This is a genomic window from Variovorax sp. efr-133-TYG-130 (assembly GCF_030208835.1).
Classification (GTDB): Bacteria; Pseudomonadota; Gammaproteobacteria; order Burkholderiales; family Burkholderiaceae_C; genus Variovorax.
In genome coordinates this window covers 37769-60064 of record NZ_JARVTD010000042.1, presented here as the reverse complement: position 1 = coordinate 60064, position 22296 = coordinate 37769, and the positions used below count along the sequence as shown (strand labels likewise).

The 22296-nt window shown below is 71.7% G+C and carries 16 protein-coding genes; 8 read left to right on the top strand and 8 right to left on the bottom strand.

Translation table 11 applies throughout. The features are described 5' to 3' along the window. The first annotated feature begins 29 nt into the window (after positions 1 to 29). Positions 30 to 1064: a serine/threonine protein kinase gene (locus QRN67_RS30770; protein WP_081267519.1), complete on the top strand. Its 1035-nt coding sequence runs from the start codon at positions 30 to 32 to the stop codon at positions 1062 to 1064. On the opposite strand, the gene QRN67_RS30765 is transcribed toward QRN67_RS30770, so the two are convergent. Continuing rightward, the gene (locus tag QRN67_RS30765; RefSeq protein ID WP_285414901.1) at positions 1055 to 1954 is read right to left on the bottom strand and encodes a LysR family transcriptional regulator; all 900 of its coding nucleotides are present in this window, start codon (positions 1952 to 1954) and stop codon (positions 1055 to 1057) included. The genes QRN67_RS30770 and QRN67_RS30765 overlap by 10 nt on opposite strands. Positions 1955 to 2055: 101 nt before the next feature. Here QRN67_RS30765 and QRN67_RS30760 point away from each other — a divergent pair, with 101 nt between their 5' ends. The 3 genes from QRN67_RS30760 (at position 2056) to QRN67_RS30750 (ending at position 6208) form a co-directional block, all read left to right on the top strand. Further along, the gene (locus QRN67_RS30760) at positions 2056 to 3765 is read left to right on the top strand and encodes an acyl-CoA dehydrogenase family protein (RefSeq protein ID WP_285414900.1); all 1710 of its coding nucleotides are present in this window, start codon (positions 2056 to 2058) and stop codon (positions 3763 to 3765) included. A 42-nt stretch (positions 3766 to 3807) separates the two neighbouring features. Beyond that, positions 3808 to 4785 carry a Bug family tripartite tricarboxylate transporter substrate binding protein gene (locus QRN67_RS30755; RefSeq protein ID WP_285414899.1) on the top strand — a complete coding sequence of 326 codons (978 nt, stop codon included), beginning with the start codon at positions 3808 to 3810 and terminating at the stop codon, positions 4783 to 4785. A 298-nt stretch (positions 4786 to 5083) separates the two neighbouring features. Continuing rightward, positions 5084 to 6208, top strand: coding sequence for a CaiB/BaiF CoA transferase family protein (locus tag QRN67_RS30750; RefSeq protein WP_285414898.1), 1125 nt, complete (start codon positions 5084 to 5086; stop codon positions 6206 to 6208). A 13-nt stretch (positions 6209 to 6221) separates the two neighbouring features. On the opposite strand, the gene QRN67_RS30745 is transcribed toward QRN67_RS30750, so the two are convergent. Then, positions 6222 to 7562 (bottom strand): UDP-glucose dehydrogenase family protein, encoded by a 1341-nt coding sequence (locus QRN67_RS30745; protein WP_285414897.1) that lies wholly within the window; start codon positions 7560 to 7562, stop codon positions 6222 to 6224. Positions 7563 to 7658: 96 nt separating this feature from the next. On the opposite strand from QRN67_RS30745, the gene QRN67_RS30740 reads away from it, so the two are divergent. The 4 genes from QRN67_RS30740 to QRN67_RS30725 are packed head-to-tail and all read left to right on the top strand — an operon-like array spanning position 7659 to position 11649. Further along, on the top strand, positions 7659 to 8687 hold the full coding sequence (locus QRN67_RS30740; RefSeq protein WP_285414896.1) for a glycosyltransferase family 2 protein: 1029 nt from the start codon (positions 7659 to 7661) through the stop codon (positions 8685 to 8687). Between the two features lie 51 nt (positions 8688 to 8738). After that, positions 8739 to 9749: a hypothetical protein gene (locus QRN67_RS30735; protein WP_285414895.1), complete on the top strand. Its 1011-nt coding sequence runs from the start codon at positions 8739 to 8741 to the stop codon at positions 9747 to 9749. After that, entirely contained in the window at positions 9739 to 10515 is a 777-nt protein-coding gene (locus tag QRN67_RS30730) for a diiron oxygenase (RefSeq protein WP_285414894.1), read from the top strand. The genes QRN67_RS30735 and QRN67_RS30730 overlap by 11 nt, the downstream gene beginning before the upstream one ends. A gap of 3 nt (positions 10516 to 10518) precedes the next feature. Next, the gene (locus tag QRN67_RS30725) at positions 10519 to 11649 is read left to right on the top strand and encodes a glycosyltransferase family protein (RefSeq protein WP_285414893.1); all 1131 of its coding nucleotides are present in this window, start codon (positions 10519 to 10521) and stop codon (positions 11647 to 11649) included. Here the strand turns inward: QRN67_RS30725 and QRN67_RS30720 are convergent. The 6 genes from QRN67_RS30720 to QRN67_RS30695 all read right to left on the bottom strand — a co-directional run bounded on the left by QRN67_RS30720 (position 11639) and on the right by QRN67_RS30695 (position 22294). Beyond that, positions 11639 to 13318, bottom strand: coding sequence for a hypothetical protein (locus tag QRN67_RS30720; RefSeq protein ID WP_285414892.1), 1680 nt, complete (start codon positions 13316 to 13318; stop codon positions 11639 to 11641). The genes QRN67_RS30725 and QRN67_RS30720 overlap by 11 nt on opposite strands. A gap of 142 nt (positions 13319 to 13460) precedes the next feature. Then, entirely contained in the window at positions 13461 to 14450 is a 990-nt protein-coding gene (locus tag QRN67_RS30715) for a Bug family tripartite tricarboxylate transporter substrate binding protein (RefSeq protein ID WP_081267543.1), read from the bottom strand. 43 nt (positions 14451 to 14493) lie between these two features. Beyond that, positions 14494 to 15708, bottom strand: coding sequence for a VWA domain-containing protein (locus tag QRN67_RS30710; protein ID WP_081267510.1), 1215 nt, complete (start codon positions 15706 to 15708; stop codon positions 14494 to 14496). Continuing rightward, entirely contained in the window at positions 15705 to 18050 is a 2346-nt protein-coding gene (locus QRN67_RS30705) for a DUF5682 family protein (RefSeq protein WP_285414891.1), read from the bottom strand. The genes QRN67_RS30710 and QRN67_RS30705 overlap by 4 nt, the downstream gene beginning before the upstream one ends. Before the next feature lie 36 nt (positions 18051 to 18086). After that, entirely contained in the window at positions 18087 to 20405 is a 2319-nt protein-coding gene (locus QRN67_RS30700; RefSeq protein WP_285414890.1) for a tetratricopeptide repeat protein, read from the bottom strand. 26 nt (positions 20406 to 20431) lie between these two features. Then, a complete protein-coding gene (locus QRN67_RS30695; protein WP_106936525.1) occupies positions 20432 to 22294 on the bottom strand; it encodes an ATP-binding protein in 1863 nt (620 codons plus the stop codon). Positions 22295 to 22296: the final 2 nt, after the last annotated feature.

Here is a 22296-nt window from a genome sequence, read left to right as displayed (position 1 = left end):
TGGAGCGCGCGTGTGGCGACAATGGCCGCATGACTCCTTCTTCCGCGGCGCCCGCGAACACACATCCTTACGAGAGCCTCACGCCCGACGTGGTGCTCGACGCGCTCGCGACGCTCGGCCTGCACGGCGACGGCCGGCTCACCGGCCTGAATTCCTATGAGAACCGGGTCTACCAGGTCTACCTGGAAGACCGCTCCGCGGTCGTCGTCAAGTTCTACCGCCCCGGGCGCTGGAGCGAGGCCGAGATCCTCGAAGAGCACGGCTTCTCGCTCGAACTGGCCGCCGGCGAAGTGCCCGCCGTGCCGCCCCTGGCGTTCGACGGCAAGACCCTGCACCACCACGCCGGCTTCGCTTTCAGCGTGAGCCCGTACCGCGGAGGGCGCGCGCCCGAGCTCGACGACTTCGAGGTGCTCGAATGGGTCGGCCGCTTCCTCGCGCGCATCCACACCGTGGGCAGCGCGAAGCCCTTCGAGGCCCGCCCCGCGCTCGACCTGCAGACCTTCGGCCTGGACTCGCGCGACTGGCTGCTGGAGAACGACAAGATCCCGCTGGACGTGCAGCGCGACTGGGAAAAGGCCTGCAACGACGCGCTGGACATGGTCCGTGCCACCGCGCTGGCGCTGCAGCCGCCGGCCTCCGACTTCAAGCCGCGCAAGCTGCGCCTGCACGGCGACGTGCACCCCGGCAACATTCTGTGGACGCCTACCGACCGCCCCGGCGGCGGCCCGCACTTCGTCGACCTCGACGACGCGCGCACCGGCTTCGCCGTGCAGGACCTGTGGATGCTGCTGTCGGGCGACCGCGCCCAGCGCACCGCGCAGCTGTCGGGCCTGCTCGACGGCTACGAGCAGTTCCGCGAATTCGACCGGCGCGAGCTGGCGCTGATCGAGCCCCTGCGCACCCTGCGGCTCATCCACTACAGCGCATGGCTGGCGCGGCGCTGGGAAGACCCGATCTTCCCGATCAACTTCCCGTGGTTCGGCTCCAGCGACTACTGGAAGGGCCAGATCCTGGTGCTGGAAGACCAGTGCGAGCAGATGGCGGAAGAACCCCTCTACGCCTGACTCTGATCGGCAGCAATGCTGTCCGCCACGCCCTGCAGCAGGCGCTCGACCAGCACGTTGGCCGGTCCGTTGCGCCAGATGCCATAGGCCTCCGACTGCGCCACCGCGCGGTCGAGCGGCCTGAACACAGCGCCGCGCAAGGCTGAATTGCGCATCGCCTGCGGCACCAGCGCCACGCCCAGCCCCTGCGACACCAGCGAGACCACGGCCAGCCAGTGGCGCACTTCATGCCGCACCTCGGGCAGGAAGCCGGCGTCGGCGCAGATCGACAGGATGCGCTCGTGATAGTCGGGCGAGGCCTCGCGCGAGAACAGCACGAACGGCTGCGCGCGCAGGTCGGCCGGCGCCAGCACCCGCTTGCGCGCGAGCGCATGCCCCGCCGGCAGGCAGGCCACGAAGGGCTCCGACAGCAGCAGCCGGTGCTGCAGTTCGAGGGGCACGCGCCGCGTGTGGGCAAAGCCCAGGTCGAGCCGGTCGTTCAGCAGCTCGGTGATCTGCACGCCGGAATTGAGTTCGCTCAGGGTGATGCGCACCGCCGGGTGCTTCGCCTGGAAAGCCCGCAGCGCCTGCGGCAGGCCCCGGTACAGCATCGCGCCGACGAAGCCGATGCGCAGCCGCCCCGCCGAACCCAGCGCCACGTCGCGCGCCTCCGCGGCCGCCTCTTCCGCCTGCAGCAGCAAGCGCCGCGCCGACACGCGCAGCGCCTCGCCGGCCGGCGTGAGCCGCACTTCCTTGCTGTTGCGCTCGAAAAGCCGCGCGCCCACCGTGTCCTCGAGCTGGCGGATCGCCACCGACAGCGGCGGCTGCGAGATCGACAGGCGCCGCGCCGCCCGGCCGAAGTGCAGTTCTTCGGCGAGCACGGAGAAGTAGCGCAGGTGCCGCAGTTCCATGGATAGTCAGATCGAATCGAACAAGACCAAATCGATATTAGACACGGATCGTCGCGGCTCCAACAATGCGCCAAACCAAAGGACCCATGGAGACAAAGCGCATGTCCGCAGAGCAAGCCCATCCGATTCCCGACCGCCACGGCCAGAACCTGTTCACCACCGACGCCGAGCTGCACGCGCTGCTCGCGCTCTACCTGCCCGAAGACCTGCGCCGGCACATGCAGCCGCACTTCGAGCGCCTGGGTGGCCTCGCGGGCGGCCTGCTCGACGAACTGGCCGGCACCGCCGACCGCAACCCGCCCGTGCTGAAGCAGCGCACCCGCACCGGGCTGGACGACCAGAAGATCCTCAAGCACCCCGCGTATGTCGAGATGGAACGCCTGGCGCTCGCCGAGTTCGGCCTGGCCGCCATCTCGCACCGCGACGAGACGCTGGGCTGGCAGGGCAGGATGCCGCCGCTCGTCAAATACGTGCTGACCTACCTGTTCGTGCAGGCCGAGTTCGGCCTGTGCTGCCCGGTGTCGATGACCGATTCGCTCACGCGCACGCTCAAGAAATTCGGCCACCCTGAGCTGGTCGCGAAGTACCTGCCGCGCCTGACCTCGCTCGACTTCGACGAACTCGCGCAGGGCGCGATGTTCATGACCGAGCAGGCCGCCGGCTCCGACATCGCCGCCACCGCCACGCTGGCCCACTATCAGGAAGCCGACGGCAGCTGGCGCCTGAGCGGCGACAAGTGGTTCTGCTCCAACCCCGACGCCGACTTCGCGATGGTGCTGGCGCGCGCCGACGACGAATCGGGCGGCCAGCCCGGCATGAAGAGCGTGTCGCTGTTCCTGCTGCCGCGCCGGCTGGACGACGGCAGCCTCAACCACTACCGCATCATCCGGCTGAAGGACAAGCTGGGCACGCGCTCGATGGCCAGCGGCGAGATCCGCCTCGAAGGCGCGGTCGCGTACCTCGTGGGCGAGGCCGGCCGCGGCTTCGTGCAGATGGCCGACATGGTCAACAACTCGCGCCTGTCGAACGGCGTGCGCGCCGCCGGCCTGATGCGCCGCGCGGTGGCCGAGGCCGAGTTCATCGCTTCCGAGCGCCGCGCCTTCGGCCGCACGCTCGATCAGATGCCGCTGATGCAGCGCCAGCTCGACAAGCTGCGCATGCCGGCCGAGCAGGCCCGCACGATGGTGTGCCAGACCGCACTGGCGCTCGCCCGCTCCGACGCCGGCGAGCCCGACGCCTATGCGCTGCTGCGCATCCTCACGCCGCTCATCAAGTTCCGCGCCTGCCGCGATGCGCGCAAGGTGACGGGCGATGCAATGGAAGTGCGCGGCGGCTGCGGCTACATCGAGGAATGGAGCGACGCGCGCCTGGTGCGGGACGCGCACCTAGGCTCGATCTGGGAAGGCACCAGCAACATCGTGGCGCTCGACGTGATCCGCGCGGTCAAGCGCGAAGGCTCGCTGCCCGTGCTGCGCGCGCACTGCCGCAAGCTGCTCGACGACGCGCCGCTGGCCCCGGCCTTCGCCAAGGCCCTGCGCGACGCGCTGGACCGCGCCGCCGCGCTGACCGAGACCGCCGCGCGCGAAGGCGGCGACGTGCTCGCGCGCCAGGCGGCATCGGCGCTCTACCACTGCACCAGCGCCATCGCGATGGCCTGGGAGGCCGCGCACGGCGGCTCCGCACCGCGCCTGCGCTGGGCGCAGCTGGTGCTGCTGCACCGCGTGCTGCCGCGCGACCCGCTCTCGCCCGATGCGATGCCCGCCGACTGGAACGGCGCCCCCGCCGCACGCACCGAAGAGGCCGTCGCCTGACCCTGCTTTCCCAGCTCATCACACAAGACCGGAGACATCCCTTTGAAACGCTTCATCTTCCTGCTGACCGCATGCGCCACGCTCGTGGCCGCCATGCCCGCCGCGCATGCGGCCGACGCCTTTCCCGCCAAGCCCTTGACGCTGGTCGTGCCCTTCCCGCCCGGCGGCCCGACCGACGCGATGGCGCGCACGCTCGCCGCCGAGATGAAGGACCGCCTCGGCCAGCCGATGATCGTGGAGAACCGCGCGGGCGCGGGCGGCAACATCGGCGCCGAATACGTGGCGCGCGCCGAGGCCGACGGCCACACGCTGATGTTCGGCACCTCGGGCCCGCTGGCCATCAACAAGAGCCTGTACCGCAAGATCAACTACGACCCGGTGAAGAGCTTCGCGCCGGTGATCCAGGTCGGCTACCTGCCCAACATCCTGGTGGTGAACCCCGCCCTGCCGGTGAAGACCGTGCCGGAGCTCGTGGCCTACGCCAAGGCCAACCCCGGCAAGCTGAGCTACGCGTCTTCGGGCAACGGTGCGTCGTCGCACCTGGCGGGCGTGCTCTTCAACTCGGTGGCGGGCACCGACCTGCAGCACATTCCGTACAAGGGCACGGGGCCGGCGCTCAATGATTTGCTGGGCAACCAGGTGAGCATGACGTTCACCGACATCCTCACCGCATTGCCGTATGTGAAGGCGGGCAAGCTGCGCGCTCTGGGCGTGGCCACGTCGGCGCGCTCGCAGGCGCTGCCCGACGTGCCGACGATCGCGGAGCAGGGCTACAAGGGTTATGACGTGAGCGTGTTCTTCGGCATCGTCGCGCCGGCCGGCACGCCGGCGGACCGCGTGGCCAAGCTGAATCATGCGTTTGCCGAGGTGCTCAACTCACCCAAGGTGAAGCAGATGTTCTCTGCCCAAGGCCTGGAAGCATCGGCCGACACATCGCCACAGAAGCTGGGGCAGTTCATCGCCGCGGAGTCGGTCAAGTGGAAGGACGTGGTTCAAAAGTCCGGGGCGCAGCTGGACTGATTCAGCCGCTTCGTTCGGGGCGTGTGCACAGGCCATCGGGTACTCCCCTCCGCGAATGTCCCCCGGGGCTGCGCCCCTCCTCCTTTATTTCGCTGCGAGGAGCACCCGACGCCCTGTGCACGATGGACGCCGCGCTCGTGCGGGCCGATCAACCAGTGCTCTGGACGCTCACGACGGCGGGGTGCCTTGCGCAGCGAAATAAAGGAGGAGGCCGAAGGCCGGGGGACATTCGCGGAGCAAGGTACCCCGTCGGCGTGAGCGTGCCCCGAAAGAAAGAACGAACAAACGAAAGGCAGAAATGACACAACCCCAAGGCGCCCTCGCAGGCATCCGGGTGCTGGATATCTCCCGCATCCTCGGCGGTCCCTACTGCGGACAGATCCTCGGTGACCACGGTGCCGATGTGCTCAAGGTCGAGCCGCCACAAGGCGACGACACCCGCACCTGGGGCCCGCCGTTCAAGGAAGGCGTCGCCTCGTACTACCACGGCCTCAACCGCAACAAGCGCGTGCAGCACCTCGACTTCTCGACAGAAGAAGGCCGCGAATCGCTGCTCGCCCTGGTGGCCGAGGCCGACGTGCTCATCGAGAACTTCAAGACCGGCACCATGGAACGCTGGGGCATCGGCTACGAGACCCTGTCGCAACGCTTCCCGCGCCTCGTGTGGTGCCGCGTCTCCGGCTTCGGCGCCGATGGTCCGCTCGGTGCGCTGCCGGGTTACGACGCCGCCGTGCAGGCCATGACCGGCATCATGAGCATCAACGGCGAAGCCGACGGCGGCCCGCTGCGCGTCGGGCTGCCCGTGGTCGACATGGTGACCGGCCTCAACGCGGTCATCGGCGTGCTGCTCGCGCTGCAGGAACGCAACCGCAGCGGACGCGGCCAGTTCGTGGAAGCGGCGCTGTACGACAGCGGCCTGTCGCTGCTGCATCCGCACGCGGCCAACTGGTTCATGGACGGCACCGCGCCGCGCCGCACCGGCAACGCGCACCCCAACATCTACCCCTACGACGCACTCGCCACCGGCACCGACCCCGTGTTCGTCGCCGTGGGCAACGACCGCCAGTTCGCCAGCCTGTGCCGCTGCATCGGCTTGCCCGGGCTTGCCGAAGATCCGCTCTATCGCTCCGCCGGTGCGCGCTCGGTGAACCGCGGCGGGCTCAAGCAGCGGCTCGAGGCGGCCATGGCCGCTTTCGACGGCCGCCAGCTCGTCGAGCAGCTCATGGCCGCCGGCGTGCCCGCCGCGCCGGTGCTGCCGGTCGACGCCGCGCTGCAGCACCCGCACACGCTGCACCGCGAGATGGTGGTCGAGATGCCCGGCGGCTACCGCGGCATCGGCGCGCCGGTGAAGCTGAGCCGCACGCCGGCCAGCTACCGGCATGCGCCGCTCACGCCGGGCGACGCCTTCCTGCCGCAGGACTGACCGGGCGACCGCCTCAGCGCGGCACCGCGCGCCCGCGCCCGATGCCGTAGTACGCGATGCCCGCGGCCTCCACCTGCGCCGCGTCATAGACATTGCGGCCGTCGAAGATCGCCGGCATGCGCAGTTCCCGCGCGATCTGCGCAAGGCCGGCCTCGCGGAACACCGGCCACTCGGTCACCAGCGCCAGCACGTCGGCGCCGTGCAGTGCCTCTTGCGCGGTGGCGCACCAGCGCAGGCCGTCGCGCTCGCCGACGATGGCGCGCGCATTCGCCATCGCGGCCGGGTCGTGCGCCTGCACGCGCGCGCCGGCCGCCAGCAGCCGCTCCAGCAGCACCAGGCTGGGCGCATCGCGCATGTCGTCGGTGTCGGGCTTGAAGGCCAGGCCCCACACCGCGACGGTCTTGCCCGCGATGCGGCCTTCGAAGTGGTGCGTCATCAGGTCGAACAGCCGGCCCTTCTGCTCGTGGTTCGCGGCCTCGACCGCCGACAGAATGCGCAGCGCATGGCCGTCGCGCTCGGCCATGCGGGTCAGCGCGCGCACGTCCTTGGCAAGGCAGGAGCCGCCGTAGCCCGCGCCCGCCTGCAGGAAGTCGGGCCCGATGCGGTGGTCGGCGCCGATGCCGCGCCGCACCATCTTGATGTCGGCGCCCGCGTGCCCGGCCACGCGCGCCATCTCGTTCATGAAGCTGATGCGGGTCGCGAGCATCGCGTTGGCTGCGTACTTGGTGAGCTCGGCCGAGCGGCGGTCCATCACCAGCAGCGGCCTTTCGGGTTCGCTCACGAACGGCGCGTAGAGCCGGGTCAGCAGGTCGATGGCCCACGGGTCCCGCGTGCCGATCACCACGCGGTCGGGCCGGCGGCAGTCGCGCACGGCCGCGCCTTCGCGCAGGAACTCGGGGTTGGCGGCCACCGCGATGCGCAGCGAGGCGCCGCGCCGCGAAAGCTCGCCGCTCAGCACGGCCTCGATCTGGTCGGCCGTGCCCACCGGCGCGGTCGACTTGCACACCACCAGCGCCTCGCGCTCGCGGTGCCGCCCGATGCCCGCCGCCACCGCCATCACTTGCCGCAGGTCGACGCGCCCTTGCGCATCCGCCGGCGTGTTGACCACGATGAAGAGCACGTCGCCGTGCCCGCAGGCGGCCTGGGCGTCGGCGGTGAAGCGCAGCGTGCCGGCGGCCAGGCCCTCGGCCACCAGGGGCTCCAGGTCCGGTTCGTGCAAGGGCATCAGGCCACGCTGCAGGCCTTCGATGCGCGGCAGGTCGGCGTCGGTGCAGAGCACCTCGTGCCCGGCCTCGGCCAGGCAGGCCGCGAAGCTCAGGCCCACGTAGCCGGCGCCGAAGATGCCGACCTTCATGGCCGGCCCGGCGGCGCGCTGCACTGGTGGCTGGCGCGGTTGTGCGATAAAAGCAGGGTGCAAGCCTTCAAAACAATGTCCGGACAGGAAAATTCGATGATGCCCGATCAAGTTGCCGCGCGTTGCGCGCTGGTCCTGGAGACCAACAACCTGCGCGGCGGAGCGGATGCCGAGGCTAGGGCCGGCGCCAGCCTGCAGCGCCTGGTGGCGCTGCTCGCGAAACAGAAGCTGCCGCTCACGGCGCTCGCGCAGGTGGTCATCACGCACGACGGACTGAGCCCCGCCACCTGCGATGCGGTGAGCGCGCTCGCGGGCCGCCCGGTCGACTTCGTGCGCATCGACGCGGCCACCGGGTACTACGATGCCAAGAACGCCGGCTTCGCGGCCACCGATGCGCAGCGCTGCACGCACGTGGTGTTCGCCGATGCCGACTGCCTGCCCGACGACGACTGGCTGCTGCAGATGCTGCTGCCGTTCACGCAAGGCGCCGATGCGCCCGAGGTGGTGGCCGGGCGCACCAGCTACGCGGCCAACGTGGTCGGCACCGCGCTGACGACCATCGACTTCATGTACTTCCCCAACGCCGGCCATGCCGGCGCCACGAGCAACTTCTACGCGAACAACGTGGCCTTCCGCCGCGAGGTGTTCGAGCGGCACAGCTACCAGGCGCTCGACGGCGTGTACCGCGCGCACTGCCAGGTGCTGGGCATGCGGCTGAAGGCGGCGGGCGTGCCCATTCGCTACGCGGCCGCGGCCCACACCGAACACCGCCTGCCGGACACGCGCCTGGAGGCGCTCAAGCTGCGCTGGATGCGCGGGCAGGACACTTACTCGCTCACGCCGCACCTGCTGCGCAGCTACGTGTCGCCGCGCTGGCAGTGGCTGGCCAACAGCGGCCCCATCGGCCCGCTGTGCGTGCTGTTCACGCGGCTGGGCTTCAGCGTGAAGGCGCTGAACCATCAAGACCTGCCGCCGCTGCGCGGCCTGCGCTGGCTCGCGGGCGTGGCGCTGATCCTGGGTTTCTCGGCCGTCGACATGCTGGGCGCGTTCGCGCGCGGCATCGGCTGGCACACCACGGGCCGCACCAATGCGGATGCGCAGGCGCTCTCCTATCACCGGCCCTGAATCGCCGGCCCTGAGCGGCACTCGCCACAAGAACAACAAACGACAAAGACCATGCACATCCGCTCTTCGTTTCCGGCGCGCCGCGCCGCGCTCGGCCTCGCGCTCGCAGGCGCCTTCACGCTGGCCAGCGCTGCCGACTTCACCGGCCGCGGCGTCTTCAACTTCAAGTCCGATGCCGACTGCCCCTTCGCGGCGCTGGCCGGCGCGGGCAACGACTGCAACCGCCTCGCCCTCGACGACCCCGAAACGCGCGCCTCGCTCGACGGCGCCGCACACACCATCCGCTTCACCAACACCCGCAGCTACGCCGAGAAGACCATCGTCGGCGACGTGCTGCTGCAGGGCTCGGGCCAGACGCGCGGCGGCCAACGCGTGCCGCTGACCTTCCACGCGCTGCTGAGCCGATCGGGCACCGACTGGTCGGTGAGCAGCCACGCGCACTCGCCCATGGGCGGGGAGTTCAACGACATCCGCATCGACCCGTACCAGGTCGTGGTGAACGAGGCGAACACCGAGCGCGTGGTGCTCACGGCCGACCAGGTCATCGAAGCGCTGGCCAGGCCCTCGCTCACTGCGCGCCTGGCCAACGTGCTGGTGCAGGTGGACGACAACCGCACCGATGGCGCAAGAGACGCCGACATCACCATCGGCCTGGGGCTGGGCAAGGCGTCGAAGTCGGTGGCGCGCGCGCGCTTCCACGCGCCGGCCGCCAAGGGCCGCGAGCTGGCCGAAGCGATGCGGCAAGGCAACTGGACGCTGGAGCTGCAGGCGCTCAGCGGCAAGATCCCGCGCCAGGTGGTGCAGCGCGACCTGTTCCTGTACGGGCTGGAATCGCAGTCGCTGTTGCAGCCGCTGCTGCAGCGCGGCTTCCGCAAGAACGAGAAGCTGGTGCTGGGCGCGGCCGGCGGCAAGGGCTTCGTGCGCTACGACGGCCAGCAGCGCGAGTTCGCGGGCGCCGACGCGGCCGCGCGCGCGTTCCTGCAGGACAGCTTCATCGGGCTCGTGCTGGGCTGGCAGCAGCAACAGCCGCAGCCCGTGCAGGCCAAGGCCGATGCCCGCTGACCAGACACCAGACGCGGCAGCCGGCTTCGACTGCCTCGCCCCGCCGCGGCTTCGCGGCTGGCCCGCGCTGCAGGCGCGCATCGTGCACCACGTCAAGCGCGCCGCGCTGCGGCAGCTGCATGCGAGCAACGCGGGCGAGATGCTGCTGCTGCGCTTCTACCTGGTGGGCGAGGAGTCGTCCGAGCAGGCGCTGCAGCGCGAGCTGCGCATCGACCCGCCCGACTGGCTCGCGCGCCAGCTCGACCAGCACCTGGCCGACGAGCAGTTGCACGCGCGCCTTTTCGCGGAAGCCATCAACCTGCGCGGCGGCACCGCCCAGGCCGCCGCCTCGCCCGAGGAAGCACCCCGGCCCGACTGGTTCAGCCGCCGCAAGCTGGCGCGCTGGCAGCAGCTGATCCGCCGGCATGCACCGCACTTCGCGCACGGCGGGCTGGTACCTGCCTATGCCATCGGCCTGAGCGCGGAGCAGATGGCCTCGCGCATATTGCAGCGTCACTGCGCACTGATCGGCCAGCAGCATCCGCTGCATCCGCTGCTCGCGCGCGTGCTGGCCGACGAAGACCGCCACATCCGCCTGTGCAGCCACACGCTGCAGCGCTGCGTGGCGCCGCACGAGCAGGCCCGGCTTGCGCAGCTGATGCGCGAGGTGCGAGACACCGAACGCGGCTTCGGCATCACCGGCGCGGCCGGGATGTGGCTGGCGGGCGTGGCCCTGCGGCTGCGTCCGGGCGCCACGCGGCCGCTGCGGCACCGGCATCACGCCTGAGCGATGCCGCCGCGCATCCTCTACCTCGCGACCGCGGACGCGCGCGGCCACCTGATGCGCGCCCAACTGCTGACGCACGCGCTGCGCGACGCCGGCGCGCAGGTGCAGGTGCTCACCACCTCGGACGAAGGCGCGCGCTTCCTGGCCGGCTTCGGCATCGACGCGCCCGTGCTTTCGCGCCACTACGCGGTGCAGTTCGACAAGGAACAGAACATGCTGCGCCGCGAAACCGACCGCAACGTGGCGCACTACATGTTCCGCCCCACGCGCATGCTGCGCGACGTGCTGCGGCTGAGCCGCCGCTTCCGCGAAGCCGACCTGGTGGTGAACGACTCCTTCCACCCCGCGTTGCTGCTGATGGGCTGGCTGCCGTTCTGGCCCCGCAAGGTCGTGCACGTGTACGGCGCGAGCCTGCGGCATGCGCTGCAGACCAACTTCGAGGGCCGCATGCCGGGCGCCGTGGCACGGCTGTTCGGCGGCATCGTGGCCTGGCAGATCGACCGCAGTCTCGCGCGCATCGCGCATGACTTCGCGCACGGCGAGCCGGCGCACGACGGGCGCGGCGGCTGGCGGCTGCCGACGCCGGTCGCGGTGGTGGATGCGGCGGCCCATGCGCAGGAGGCCGCGCCGCGCGCCGCCGCCGTCTACCTGAACCCCCACTTCGAGGAACCGGCCCTGGCCGAAGGCCTGGAGCAGGGCCTGGCCGACGCGGGCCTGCCGGCGCACCTAGTGGGCGAAGGCTATGCGCGGCGTCCCCGCTGGCATGCGCGCGACGAGCACTGGATCGAGGCCGCAGCGCGCAGCGCCTTCATCGTCTCCGCGCCGGGCATGGCGGCGCTGTCGATCGCGGCGGTGTACCGCAAGCCGATCCTGCTGCTGCTGACCGACCAGCCCGAACAGGCGATCAACGCCGGGCGCGCCGCGCAGCTCGGGCTCGAGCACCGGGTGGTGGTGTGGCGCGGCGACGCGGCGAAGTTCGCGCGGGCCGTGGCAACCGCGGCGGGCGAACTGCTCGCCATGAATGCCGGCAACACCACGGACGGCGTCGAAGGCAGGCAGGCCGCCATCGACCGCCGCCAGCAATGGGTCACGCTGCTGCTGCGCCTTGCGGGCGGCGCGCCGGCTAGCCCATGACCCCGCGCGCCGAATCGACCACCGCGCGGAACACGCGGGCCGCCGCGCGCAGCGGATGCATCTCGGCCCATCGCATCGACGTGGCCTTTGGCGGCGCCGAGACCACGCCCCGGCCCATGCGCAGCGACACCTGCAGCCGCTTGATCGTGAAAGACGGCCGCGCCAGCGCACGGCGCGGCAGGGAGCGCCCGGTGTCCGCCACCACGAACTGCAGCACCAGGCACTTGCGCGCCGCCGCGGCCTCGATGTCGAACACGAGGCTGCGGCGGCGCGCCCCCGTGACGCGCCGGGCCGGCAGCACCACGCCGTCGAACATGGCGTGCACGCTCGTGGCCTTGGCATTGCTGCGGTAGTCCACCCGCACCTCGATGCGGTGCGGGCTCTGGTGCGACACCGCAAGCGATTGCGAAGGCGCCAGCGCGGGCAGCGGTATGACCAGGCTGGCCAGTTCGCCCTCGCTGCGCGCGCCCTCCCCGTCGAAGCCGGCCCAGCCGTGGCTGAGCCAGCCGGCCGCGGGGCTGCCGGGGTGGAACATGTAGGGCCGGTCCAGCCGCAGCTCGGCCACGTCGCGCAGGCCCTGGCTCTTGTCGTCGAAGCCCCAGCGCAGCGCGAATGCCTGCTCGATGGCGGCGGCCGGCCACGCCGATGCGCTGGCGGCGGCATTGGCTGACAAAGGCGAGATGACGCCGCAGGCCTCGGCCATGAAGTCCATCGCGCCGAGCCCGGCGCCGATCGGCATCCAGCCCGAGCATGCCGCCGGCAGCTGCGAGCGCGCATTGCGGTCCGCGTGGATCAGCGCATGCGCGGGCTTGCGGAAATAGCGCGCCTCGGCCAGCACGCTGGACGACAGCGCCGACGCGAAGTGCACGTTGTTCGCCGACAGCAGCGCATACGTGTTCTCCTGCGTCCACGCGACGTTGGGAATGGCCCGTGCGATGGGCGCGAGGTCGTGCAGCGCGGGCTCGTACGGGTGCGGCTTGATGACCAGCAGGTCGACCCCGCGCGCCAGTTCGCGCAGCGGCGCGATCACGCTGGCCGGATGCATGGTGCGCCCGCCGCCCACCAGCGACAGGTCGACCAGGCTCTGGCCGAAGAACAGCCCCACGCGCAGCCGCGGGTCGAACAGCGAAGCGGCGCCGCGCCTGGCGAAGTAGCCCTTGATCACGCTCGCGTGGTTCCAGAACAGCTCCTCGTCCACCCGGCGCGCGCGCAGCGCGGCCTCGATGGCGGGGTCGTTGGTGCGGGCGCAGAAGTGCAGGTGCTCGGTGAAGCGGCGCGGGTCGATCTCGATGTCGAGGTAGCTGGCGCCGCCGCGGTCGATGCAGTGCTGCAGCGCCGGCGTCAGCCCCCAGCCGATCACCAGGCAGCCGGGGTCGAACGCCGGCATGCCGTCGCGCCCCGCCAGCGGTGCCAGGTCGGCGATGCAGGCGCGGGCCCAGCCGGCCGGCGTGCAGGGCAGGTCGAGCCGGGCCATGAGGCGCGCGACGTCGATGCGACCGCCGTCGGACAGCGGCGCGACCTCCTGCACCGGCAGGCCCAGGCGGCCGAGGGCGGTGTCGAAGAAAGCACGCAGGAAGCGCCGGTTCGCGACGTGGTAGGTCAGGCCGTTGGCCGCAGAGCGAAAAAAATCGTCCGCAAAGACGACGTGGTGTAACCGGCGAGTTTTCATTGTTTTTCCGGGCGGGCCGGCCTGCCCGTGCACACCGCCCCGCCGACCCTTTCTGGCGATGCGCCAATCTAGGCAGCGACTCTTAGCCGGGGATGAGAACTTCGCGGCCTGCGCGCAAAGTTGCCGTAAAGGCACGGGCCGCTCAGTCGAGCACCAGGTTGAGGTCGCGGATGAGCGGGTGCCAGCGCGCCGCTTCGGCCTGCAGCAGCGAAGCGAACTTGCCGGGCCCGTCGCCTGCGGCCTCGATGCCGAGGTCGGCGAACCGGGCCAGCACCGCCGGGTTGTGGATGGCGCTGGCCACCGCCTGCTGCAGCCGCGCCACCAGCTCGCCAGGCGTGTTCACGGGCACCACGAGCCCCATGAGCGTGGCCGCCTCGACGCGCGGCATGCCGAGCTCGGCGAAGGTCGGCACCGCCGGCAGTTGCGCCAGCCGGCGCGGATGGGCCACCGCCAGCGCGCGCAGCCTGCCGCTCTGGATGAAGCGGCGGGCCGCCGCCAGGTCGCACATCATGGCCGGCAGCTGGCCGCCGGCCACGTCGGCCAGCGCGGGCGCCGCGCTGCGATACGGCACGTGCACCATCTTCAGCCCGGCCTCGCGCTCGAGCAGTTCCATGGCCAGGTGCTGCGGGCTGCCGGTGCCGGCGGAGGCGAAGCTGACCTTGCCGGGAAAGGCGCGCGCGTCGGCGATGAACGCGCGCGCGTCCTTCTCGCCGGTGGCCGGGCCGACCAGCAGCACCATCGGCAGCCGGCCCATCAGCGTGACCGGCGCGAAGTCGCGCACGGGGTTGTAGCTGAGGTTGCGGTAGATCGCGGGGTTGAACACCAGCATGCCGTTGTCGGCCGACAGCAGCGTGTAGCCGTCGGCCGGCGCGCGCGCCGCCTCGATGGCGCCGAGCGCGGTGTTGCCTCCGGCACGGTTCTCGATGGTCACCGGCTGCCCGGTGTCGATGGCGAGCTGGGCGCCCACGGTGCGCGCGACGATGTCGGCGCCGGCACCGGCCGGGTACGGCACGATCCAGCGGAAGGGCCTGGCGGGATAGAGCGGCTGCGCCGTCGCGGCGCGGGGCAGCGTCCCGGCCGCGAGGGCGGCCGTGGACAGGAGCTGCAGCAGAAGCGGTCGGCGGCGGATCATGGGCGGCATGGGCGGGCGTCTCCGCCTCCATGTTAGGGCCTGTTCATCCAGCCCTGCTGGTCCTCAGGCCTTGTGCCGCGGCCCAGCCCGCCACGTCCTCGCGCTTGATGGCGGCGGCCATGAGGCCCGGGAACGCGTCGGGCGTGCATGCGAACGAGGGCACGCCCAGCGCGGCCAGCTTGGCGGCCAGGTCGCGGTCGTAGGCCGGCGCGCCCTCGTCGCTGAGCGCCAGCAGCGCGATGAACTGCACGCCGGCCTCGACCAGCTCGTTGGCGCGGTGCAGCAGCTTTTCTTCCACGCCGCCTTCGTACAGGTCGGAGATCAGCACCAGGATGGTGTTGCGCGGCTCGCGTATGAGGCCCTGGCAGTAGCCCACGGCGCCGTTGATGTCGGTGCCGCCGCCCAGCTGCACGCCGAACAGCAGGTCGACCGGGTCCTGCAGCTGCTCGGTCATGTCGACCACGCTGGTGTCGAACACCACCAGCCTGGTCGCCACCGCCGGCAGGCTGGCCATGACGGCGCCGAAGATGCTCGAATAGACCACCGACGCGGCCATGGAACCGCTCTGGTCGATGCACAGGATCACCTCGCGCTGCGGCTGCCGCGCCTTGCGGCCGTAGCCGACCAGCGACTGCGGCACCACCGTGCGGTACTCGGGCTGCCAGTGGCGCAGGTTGGCGCGGATGGTGCGGTTCCAGTCGATCTCCGAATGGCGCGGGCGGCGGTTGCGCTGGCTGCGGTTGAGCGCGCCGCTCACGGCGCTGCGCATCGGCTCCTCGAGCTTCTTCATGAGCTCGTCGACCACCTTGCGCACCACGGCGCGCGCGGTGTCCTTGGTGCCCGCGGGAATCACGCTGGCCAGCGCCACGAGGCTGGCCACCAGGTGCACGTCGGGCTGGGCGTTCTCGAGCATCTCGGGCTGCAGCAGCATCTGGCGCAGGTTGAGCCGCTCCATCGCGTCGCGCTGCATCACCTGCACCACCTGGCTCGGAAAGTACTTGCGGATGTCGCCGAGCCAGCGCGCCACGCTGGGCGCCGAATCGCCCCGGCCGCCGCGCTGGCCGCCCTGGCCCAGGCCGCGCCGGCCGTCGGCCTCGTAGAGCGCGGCGAGCGCCATGTCGATCTCGCGCACCCGGCCCTCCACGGCGCCGCAGCTGGGCGTGGCCTCGCTGCCGAGCACCAGGCGCCAGCGCTGCAGGCGGTCGGTGGAGGGCGGCGTCTCGTCCGCGGACGCGGCAACGGTGTCGTCGGTGTTCATGCCTTCACTCCCAGCAGTTCCCGCAGCAGCGGCAGCGCGAGCACCGCGCGAGATTCGTCCCACTCGGCGGCAGCGGTGGCGACCACCGCCGTGCCGCCTTTTCCACCCGTCGCGCCCCGCTTCGCACGCTCGCCCAGCGCGCGCCGGTCGGCGCCCGAGAAGTCGGCGAAGCTGCGGCGCACCAGCGGCAGCACCTGCAGGAAGTGTTCTTCGCCCAGCGCCGACAGCCAGCCATCGACCAGCGGCCACACGGCCTCGTCGTGCAGCAGCACCATCGCGTTGCGGTTGAGGAAGCCTTCGAGCCACGCGGCCGCCTCGGTGGGCGGCGCGCCGGCCGACAGATTGCGCGCGAGCTGCTGCGAGGCCCCTTCGCTGTCGATCTGCGCATCGTCGAGCAGCAGCCGGCAGGCCACGCCGCGCAGCAGCGGCGCCGCGCTCTCGCCGAAGGCGATGGCGCGCAGCGCGCCGCGCCATGCGGCGGTGGTTTCCTCGCCGTCGCGCAGGCGCACCGCGTCGTGTGCGGCGATGAGGCTGGTGCGCAGCGATTCGGCCGCTTCGGCGTCGAGCGCGCCGCAGGCAATGGGCAGGCCGATGGCGCCGCGCACGATGAGGCTGTCGAGCACGTGCGAGAGCAGCGCGCTGTCGGTCTGGCGCACGCTGCCGTAGCGGAACACGTTGGCCAGCGGCGGCACCGCGCCGATGAGCTGCACCGCGTCGCCGGTGAGCGCGGCGCGGTCTTCGAGCGCGCGGGTCACGGCCTGCACCGCCGCGGGCAGGTCGGCCAGCAGCACGGTGTCGACCTGCCCGGCCAGCACGGTGAGCGAGCTTTCGCCGGCCAGCTGCTCCATCACGCGCGAGGTGGCGGCGTGCGCGAGGGTCGCGCCGAAGCGGCTGGCCTCGATGATGCGCAGCGCGAATTCGGGCTGCCACTGCAGCTGCCACACCTCGTGGAAGGTGCCGCGGCTGGAACGCTGGCCGACGGTGGGCGCGCCCCAGGGCAGGTCGAGCAGGCGCAGCCGATGCAGCAGGTGGCTGCGCGCGAGGTCGTTGGGCTGGCGCAGGTCGAGGTCGAGCGTGCGCGCGGTGGCTTCCGGCTTCAGGCGCAGGCTTTTTTGCTGCTGCTCGATGTCGCGCTGCAGCGGCACGGTCGGCACTTCTGCCGGCACCTGGCCCATGCGGTCGCCGACGGTCAGGCGCTCGCGGATCAGCGTGAGCGGCGCCTGCTCGCCCATGCAGATCACGCTGCGCACGGCCTCGTCGAGCTCGGGCAGGCCGGGCGCGGGGCGTTCGCGCAGCGCGGCGAGGGTGTCGGCCAGGCGCGTGGCCTCGATCAGGTGGGCGGAGGAGCAGTCGAGGTCGTGCTCGCGCAGCAGCCGCGCCACGCGCGCGAGCCAGCCGGTGCTTCGGCCCGCCACCTGCTCCCCCTGCTGCCACAGGTGCTCGTACCAGCCCGGCGAATCGATGCCCGCGCCGTAGCCGCTGGCGCTGGTGAGGTGGCGGTAGGTCCACGGCACCCAGGTCGCGAGCACCTTGAGCCTGGGCAGGCCCTTGAGCAGCGCCGCGTCGGCCTTGGCGGTGGCCGCGCCCTGCAGGGCCGGCACATGCCAGGCGCCGCAGACCACGGCGATGCGCTGGTGGCCGGCCTTGACGGCTTCGCGTATCGATTGCCGCATGAAGGCCTCGCGCAGCTGCTCGCGCTTCGCGGCGCGCGGGCCGCGGCGGTCTTCGGGCGTTTCGGCGCGCACGGCCGTCATGGCCTCGGCGATGGCGCCGAACAGGTCTTCGCCGTCGCCGCGCTCCTCGACCATGTGGTTCCACCAGCTCTCGCCGTCGGCATAGCCGGCGGCATGGGCGAGCCAGTCGAAGGGGTCGTCGGGGATCCGCTGCAGCGCCGCTTCCTCGCCGGAGGCCGGTGCTTCGTCGTGTTCGTCGTCACCTGGCGGCTCGCCGGCTTCGGCCTCGGGCGCTTCCTGTGCCTTCGCGGCCTCGGCTTCGTCGGCGGCGCGCGCGGCCTGCTCGATCGCCATGCGGTGCGACTGCGGCAGGTCGATGAAGCGCACCGGCAGGTTGCGCGACACGCCCCATTGCAGCGCCTGCCATTCGGGCGAGAACTCGGCGAAGGGGTAGAAGGCGGCGAGCCCCGTGTCCTCGCCCGCGTGGATCAGCATCGCGACCGGCGGGCGCAGGTCGGCGTGCGCCATGAAGGACAGCAGGCCTTCCGCGTCGGGCGGGCCTTCGACCAGGATGCAGTCGGGCTGCAGCGACTCGAAGGCGCGCAGCAGGCTGCGCGCGCAGCCGGGCCCGTGATGGCGGATGCCGAAGTAGTGCAGCGGAGAGCCCATCTGTTCAGTGCGTCGGAAAAGTGGAGTTGCAGGGGCTCAGAGACCGTAGCGCGCTTCCATGGCCTCGTGCCATTCGGTCGGCTCGCCGGCCGCGCGGGCCAGCTCGGTCCAGCACAGCTGGTGGCCCTTGCACAGCGCAGCCACGCGCGCGGCAATGGCGCGCGGCGGCACGTTGGCGGGCGCGGTCACGGCGAGGTAGAGGCCGGGGAGGCCGTCGTCTTCGTCGTCTTCGTCTTCTTCGTCCGCGTCATCCGCTTCGGCGTCGCTCACGCGGTAGTTGTCGTTGCTGTACTGCCAGGTGCTCCAGCCCGCCTCGTGGAGCGCGTCGCGCAGGGCGCTCACGCTTTCCTCGCCGGGGTGCACGCCGTCGATCATGTAGCTCGGGCCGTAGGGGCCCTTCTCCAGCAGGTGCACGGGCGCGGTGAAGACGCGGGTGTAGGTGCGCAGTTCTTCCTCGTCCTCGGGCGGCTGCTCCGCCAGCCTGGGCTCGAACACCACCCAGTCGCCCAGGCGCTGCTCGAGGCCGCGCGGCGAGGGCTGCACGATGCGCGCGGTGGCCGGGCCGGTGCGGCGCGCGAGCACGTCGCGCTCGCGGCCGTTTTCCTCGCAACGCAGGTAGACCAGGCCCCAGTCTTCCTCGACCTCGGCATCGTCGGGCTGGCCGGCTTCGAGTTCCATCTCGAGCGCGCGGGCCTGCGCGCGCACGTCGGCCCACTGGCGCGCCGCGGTGGCGGCGATCAGCAGCTCCCAGCGGCGGCCGGGCTCGGGCGCATCGTCGGCGGCCAGCACCATGCGGCGCTGGGCCACGGCCGTGTCGAAGTCCTTCAGTTCCATGGCCGCGTCGGCCCACAGCCGGCGCGTGGCCGTGGCCTCGGGGTCGTGCGCCAGCACCTGCTCGACCAGCGGCCCGACCTGCGTGTAGCGCCCTTCGCGGAAGGCGATGCGCGCGCGGTACCAGGCGGCCATGGCCGGCTGCGCGGCCTCGATGCGTCGCGCCTGTTCCTCGATGGCGCCCAGGTCGCCGGCGCTGAAGCACAGGCCGAACCAGTGGTTCTGCAGCGCCACCGATTGCGGCGCCGCCAGCACCATGGCCTGCAGCCGGCTGCGCGCCTCGTCGTGGCAGCCGTAGTTCGACAGCGCGGAGGCCAGCATCATCGCCAGCCCCTCGTCGCCGGGCAGCGCCTGGTGCGCCTGCTCCAGCCACTGGATGACGGCCTCGTTCGACAGGCCCTCGGCCTCGGGCGAACGCAGCCAGTCGGGCAGCGATTCGGGCGCGCTCGGCGCGGGCTTCGGCGCCACGGCGGCGAGCGCCTGCCCGGCACGCCGCACCTTGTCGGCGGCACCGAAGTCTTCGCGCAGCAGCGGCACATGGTGGCGCGCACGCGCCACGGCCTGCGCGGCCAGCCACGGCACCTGCCGCGCGCCGGCCAGCTCGGCCTGGGCCAGCGCAAGGTCGATCAGCAGCCGGTGGCTGCCGACGGTGTGCAGGTGCTCGATGGTGGTCCACAGCGCGTGGCCCAGCGCGGGCGTGTTGAGCTCCGGCAGCGCGCGCGCGGCCGCGACGGCGGCGCGGCACCACGACACATGGTCGGCCACCTCGATGTCGCCGAATTCCGGCAGCAGGTCCCACCCGGCCTGCGGCTGGCCGGCCAGCACGAGCGCGCGGCTGCGCTGCAGCCGGCGGGTCGACTGCTCGCGGCGGTCGTCCTCGTCGGCTTCGTCCTCGGAGTCGTCGAGCAGCTTGAGCGCGGTGTGCGGATCGCCGGCCGCGAGCCATTGCTCGACCTCGGTGGTGACGAACAGCGTGGTCACTTCCTCGCCGGCGCGGCGCTGCGCGTCGCGCTGGCTCTTCAGGTAGAGCACGGCCTCGCGCGGCTGGCCCTGGTCGCCCATGGCATTGGCGCGCTCGATGCTCAGGCAGCCGAAGCAGCCCCAGCTGGGGTCGATGCGCGCCAGCGTCTCGTCGCAGGCCGCGAGGCGCTCGCCGGCCCAGCCGGGGCCGTCGACGTTCGCGTAGGTGGCCACCAGGTCCTGCGTGACGCACACGCTCTGCGGGCAGCCCTGGGTCTTTTCCTGGTGCGCCCGCTCGTAGGCATCGACCACTTCGCCGAGCTGCGACTCGCCGTGGTGACGCGCCACGCGCGAGGCGCACAGCCAGTGCTTGAAGTACACGTCGAGCCACGGAATGTCGAGGCCGCGCGCGCTGGCGAGCGCCTCGGGCACCAGCGCCTCGACCAGCGCATGGTTGCCCTGGAACTGCTGGTGCGGCACGTCGTGAATCAGGTAGGCCAGGCGCTGCTGGCCTTCTTCCTCGAGCCGGTCCGACAGGTCGTTGACCCAGGCAAAGCTGTCCATCGTGTTGATCCTCTCTCTTTGGTTTTCTAGGAAGCCGAGCGCGGCGCGCAGAGCGCGGCCACGGCCCGGCTGAAATCGGCCAGCAGTTCGACCAGCGGCGGCTGGCCCTTCAGTTCCTCGCCGCCTGGCGCCATGATGGCCTTGAAGCTGCGCAGCAGCGCGACCGCATGCGCGGGCACGGCGCGGCCCTCGCGGTGGCTTTGCAGCAGCGCCTGGATGGCCGGGTTGTCGAGGTTCACGTACAGCCGCGCCGACACGCTCGCGTCGATGCGCTGGGTGAACGCGCGCGCCAGGCTGAGCGCGGCGCCGGCCATGCGCTTCCTGGCCTCGTCGGTCTCCAGCCGCGCCTTCAGCTGCGCCTCGCGGTCGGGCACGGCGATCAGCGGCAGCTCGGGCGACACGAAGCGCGCGGGCACCACCAGCTCGCCCCATGCGAGGTGTTCGCGCAGCCAGGCGAGTTCGCTCTCGGGCAGGTCTTCGCCGCGGAACATGCGGGCGTTGCCGGCGGCGGTGCCGATCTCGATGAGCTGCACGCCGCGATCGCGCACCCACTGGCGCAGGAAGCCGGCCACGGCGTAGCGGTCGCCGCGCGCCACGGGCACCTGCAGCGCGCGGAACAGCACGTCCTCGAAGCCGCCGCTCTGGCCCAGGCTCAGGTGGATGCGGCCTTCGCGCACCAGGCTGCGCACCGGCAGGTCGCCCTGGCTGGTGGGCAGGCGCACGGCGTCGGCCAGCATGGCGAAGAGTTCGTCCTCGCACAGCGCGGCGCCCAGCAGCGCCTCGTTGTGGCGCGTGAGCAGCCGGCTCCAGGCCGGTGCCTGCGACCGCGAAAGATCGGCCAGGCCGCGGATCAGCGCGTCCTGGATGTGGGCGCGCGTGGCCTGGTAGGCGGCGTCGCGCTGCAGGTCTTCGCGGCTGGCGGTGGGCGTGAGCGCGTTCGACTCGATCACGCCGCCGATGAAGCCGGCCCACACCGGCAGCAGGTCGCGCGCCTCGTCGTCGAGCAGCATGCCGCGCACGTAGACGCTCAGGTGGCGGTTGTCGCTGGTGCCGTAGGTGGCGCCGTCCTGCACCCACAGCAGGCCGCGCGCGTCGCTCTCGCCCTCGGGCTCCACGGGAATCACGCAGATGGGCTCGAAGTGCCGCTCCATGCGCGCGGCGAATGCCATGCGCTGGCGCTGCAGCACCGCGGGGTGCAGCACCACGCCGTCGGCGGCGGCGCGCCACGGCGGCGGGTCGGCGTTGACGCATTCGTCGTCGAACCACAGCGGCTCGCGCAGCAGCGCGCAATAGCGCCCGAGCACTTTCTTCAGCACGCCGGCCGAGCACAGGTGGTTGAAGTCGCTGCGCATCGCGAGGTGGATCTCGGTGCCCACCGGCCGCGCGTCGATGGCCTGCACCGCGTAGCGCCGGCCGTCCGACGAGCGGTAGCGCCAGCCTTCGCCGGGCGACTGGAAGGAAGTGCTGTTCACCAGCACCTGCTCGGCCACCACGAAGGCGGAGAGAAAGCCCAGCCCGAACAGGCCGATGAGCTCGTCGCTGCCGTCCTTGTCGGACGCGCGCAGCTGCCGCGTGTAGCCGTTGCCCAGCGTGGCGAGGTAGCGGTGCAGCTCCTGCTCGGTCAGGCCGGAGCCGTTGTCGCGGATGACGATGGTCTGCGCGGCCTCGTCGGCCAGCACGTCGATGCGGCCGGCCTCGGTGAAGGACGGGTCTTCGAGCCGGCGGCGCGAGATGGAGTCGTGCGCGTTCTGGATCAGTTCGCGGATCGCCACCACGGGCGTGGAATACAGGTGCTTGGCCAGCACGTCGAACAGGCCGTCCAGGTGCACCTGGGTGGTCTGCAGCGCCGGCGTCTGCGAAGGGAGGTCTGGCTGTGGGGAGTCCGACATCG

What these genes read in the sequence shown, in the direction of transcription:
- QRN67_RS30745 (WP_285414897.1), bottom strand. Translation starts at nt 7,562, where the DNA reads ATGAAGGTCGGCATCTTCGGCGCCGGCTACGTGGGCCTGAGCTTCGCG.
- QRN67_RS30765 (WP_285414901.1), bottom strand. Translation starts at nt 1,954, where the DNA reads ATGGAACTGCGGCACCTGCGCTACTTCTCCGTGCTCGCCGAAGAACTG.
- QRN67_RS30735 (WP_285414895.1), top strand. Translation starts at nt 8,739, where the DNA reads ATGCACATCCGCTCTTCGTTTCCGGCGCGCCGCGCCGCGCTCGGCCTC.
- QRN67_RS30730 (WP_285414894.1), top strand. Translation starts at nt 9,739, where the DNA reads ATGCCCGCTGACCAGACACCAGACGCGGCAGCCGGCTTCGACTGCCTC.
- QRN67_RS30700 (WP_285414890.1), bottom strand. Translation starts at nt 20,405, where the DNA reads ATGGACAGCTTTGCCTGGGTCAACGACCTGTCGGACCGGCTCGAGGAA.
- QRN67_RS30715 (WP_081267543.1), bottom strand. Translation starts at nt 14,450, where the DNA reads ATGATCCGCCGCCGACCGCTTCTGCTGCAGCTCCTGTCCACGGCCGCC.
- QRN67_RS30740 (WP_285414896.1), top strand. Translation starts at nt 7,659, where the DNA reads ATGATGCCCGATCAAGTTGCCGCGCGTTGCGCGCTGGTCCTGGAGACC.
- QRN67_RS30725 (WP_285414893.1), top strand. Translation starts at nt 10,519, where the DNA reads ATGCCGCCGCGCATCCTCTACCTCGCGACCGCGGACGCGCGCGGCCAC.
- QRN67_RS30705 (WP_285414891.1), bottom strand. Translation starts at nt 18,050, where the DNA reads ATGGGCTCTCCGCTGCACTACTTCGGCATCCGCCATCACGGGCCCGGC.
- QRN67_RS30710 (WP_081267510.1), bottom strand. Translation starts at nt 15,708, where the DNA reads ATGAACACCGACGACACCGTTGCCGCGTCCGCGGACGAGACGCCGCCC.
- QRN67_RS30750 (WP_285414898.1), top strand. Translation starts at nt 5,084, where the DNA reads ATGACACAACCCCAAGGCGCCCTCGCAGGCATCCGGGTGCTGGATATC.
- QRN67_RS30770 (WP_081267519.1), top strand. Translation starts at nt 30, where the DNA reads ATGACTCCTTCTTCCGCGGCGCCCGCGAACACACATCCTTACGAGAGC.
- QRN67_RS30695 (WP_106936525.1), bottom strand. Translation starts at nt 22,294, where the DNA reads ATGTCGGACTCCCCACAGCCAGACCTCCCTTCGCAGACGCCGGCGCTG.
- QRN67_RS30760 (WP_285414900.1), top strand. Translation starts at nt 2,056, where the DNA reads ATGTCCGCAGAGCAAGCCCATCCGATTCCCGACCGCCACGGCCAGAAC.
- QRN67_RS30720 (WP_285414892.1), bottom strand. Translation starts at nt 13,318, where the DNA reads ATGAAAACTCGCCGGTTACACCACGTCGTCTTTGCGGACGATTTTTTT.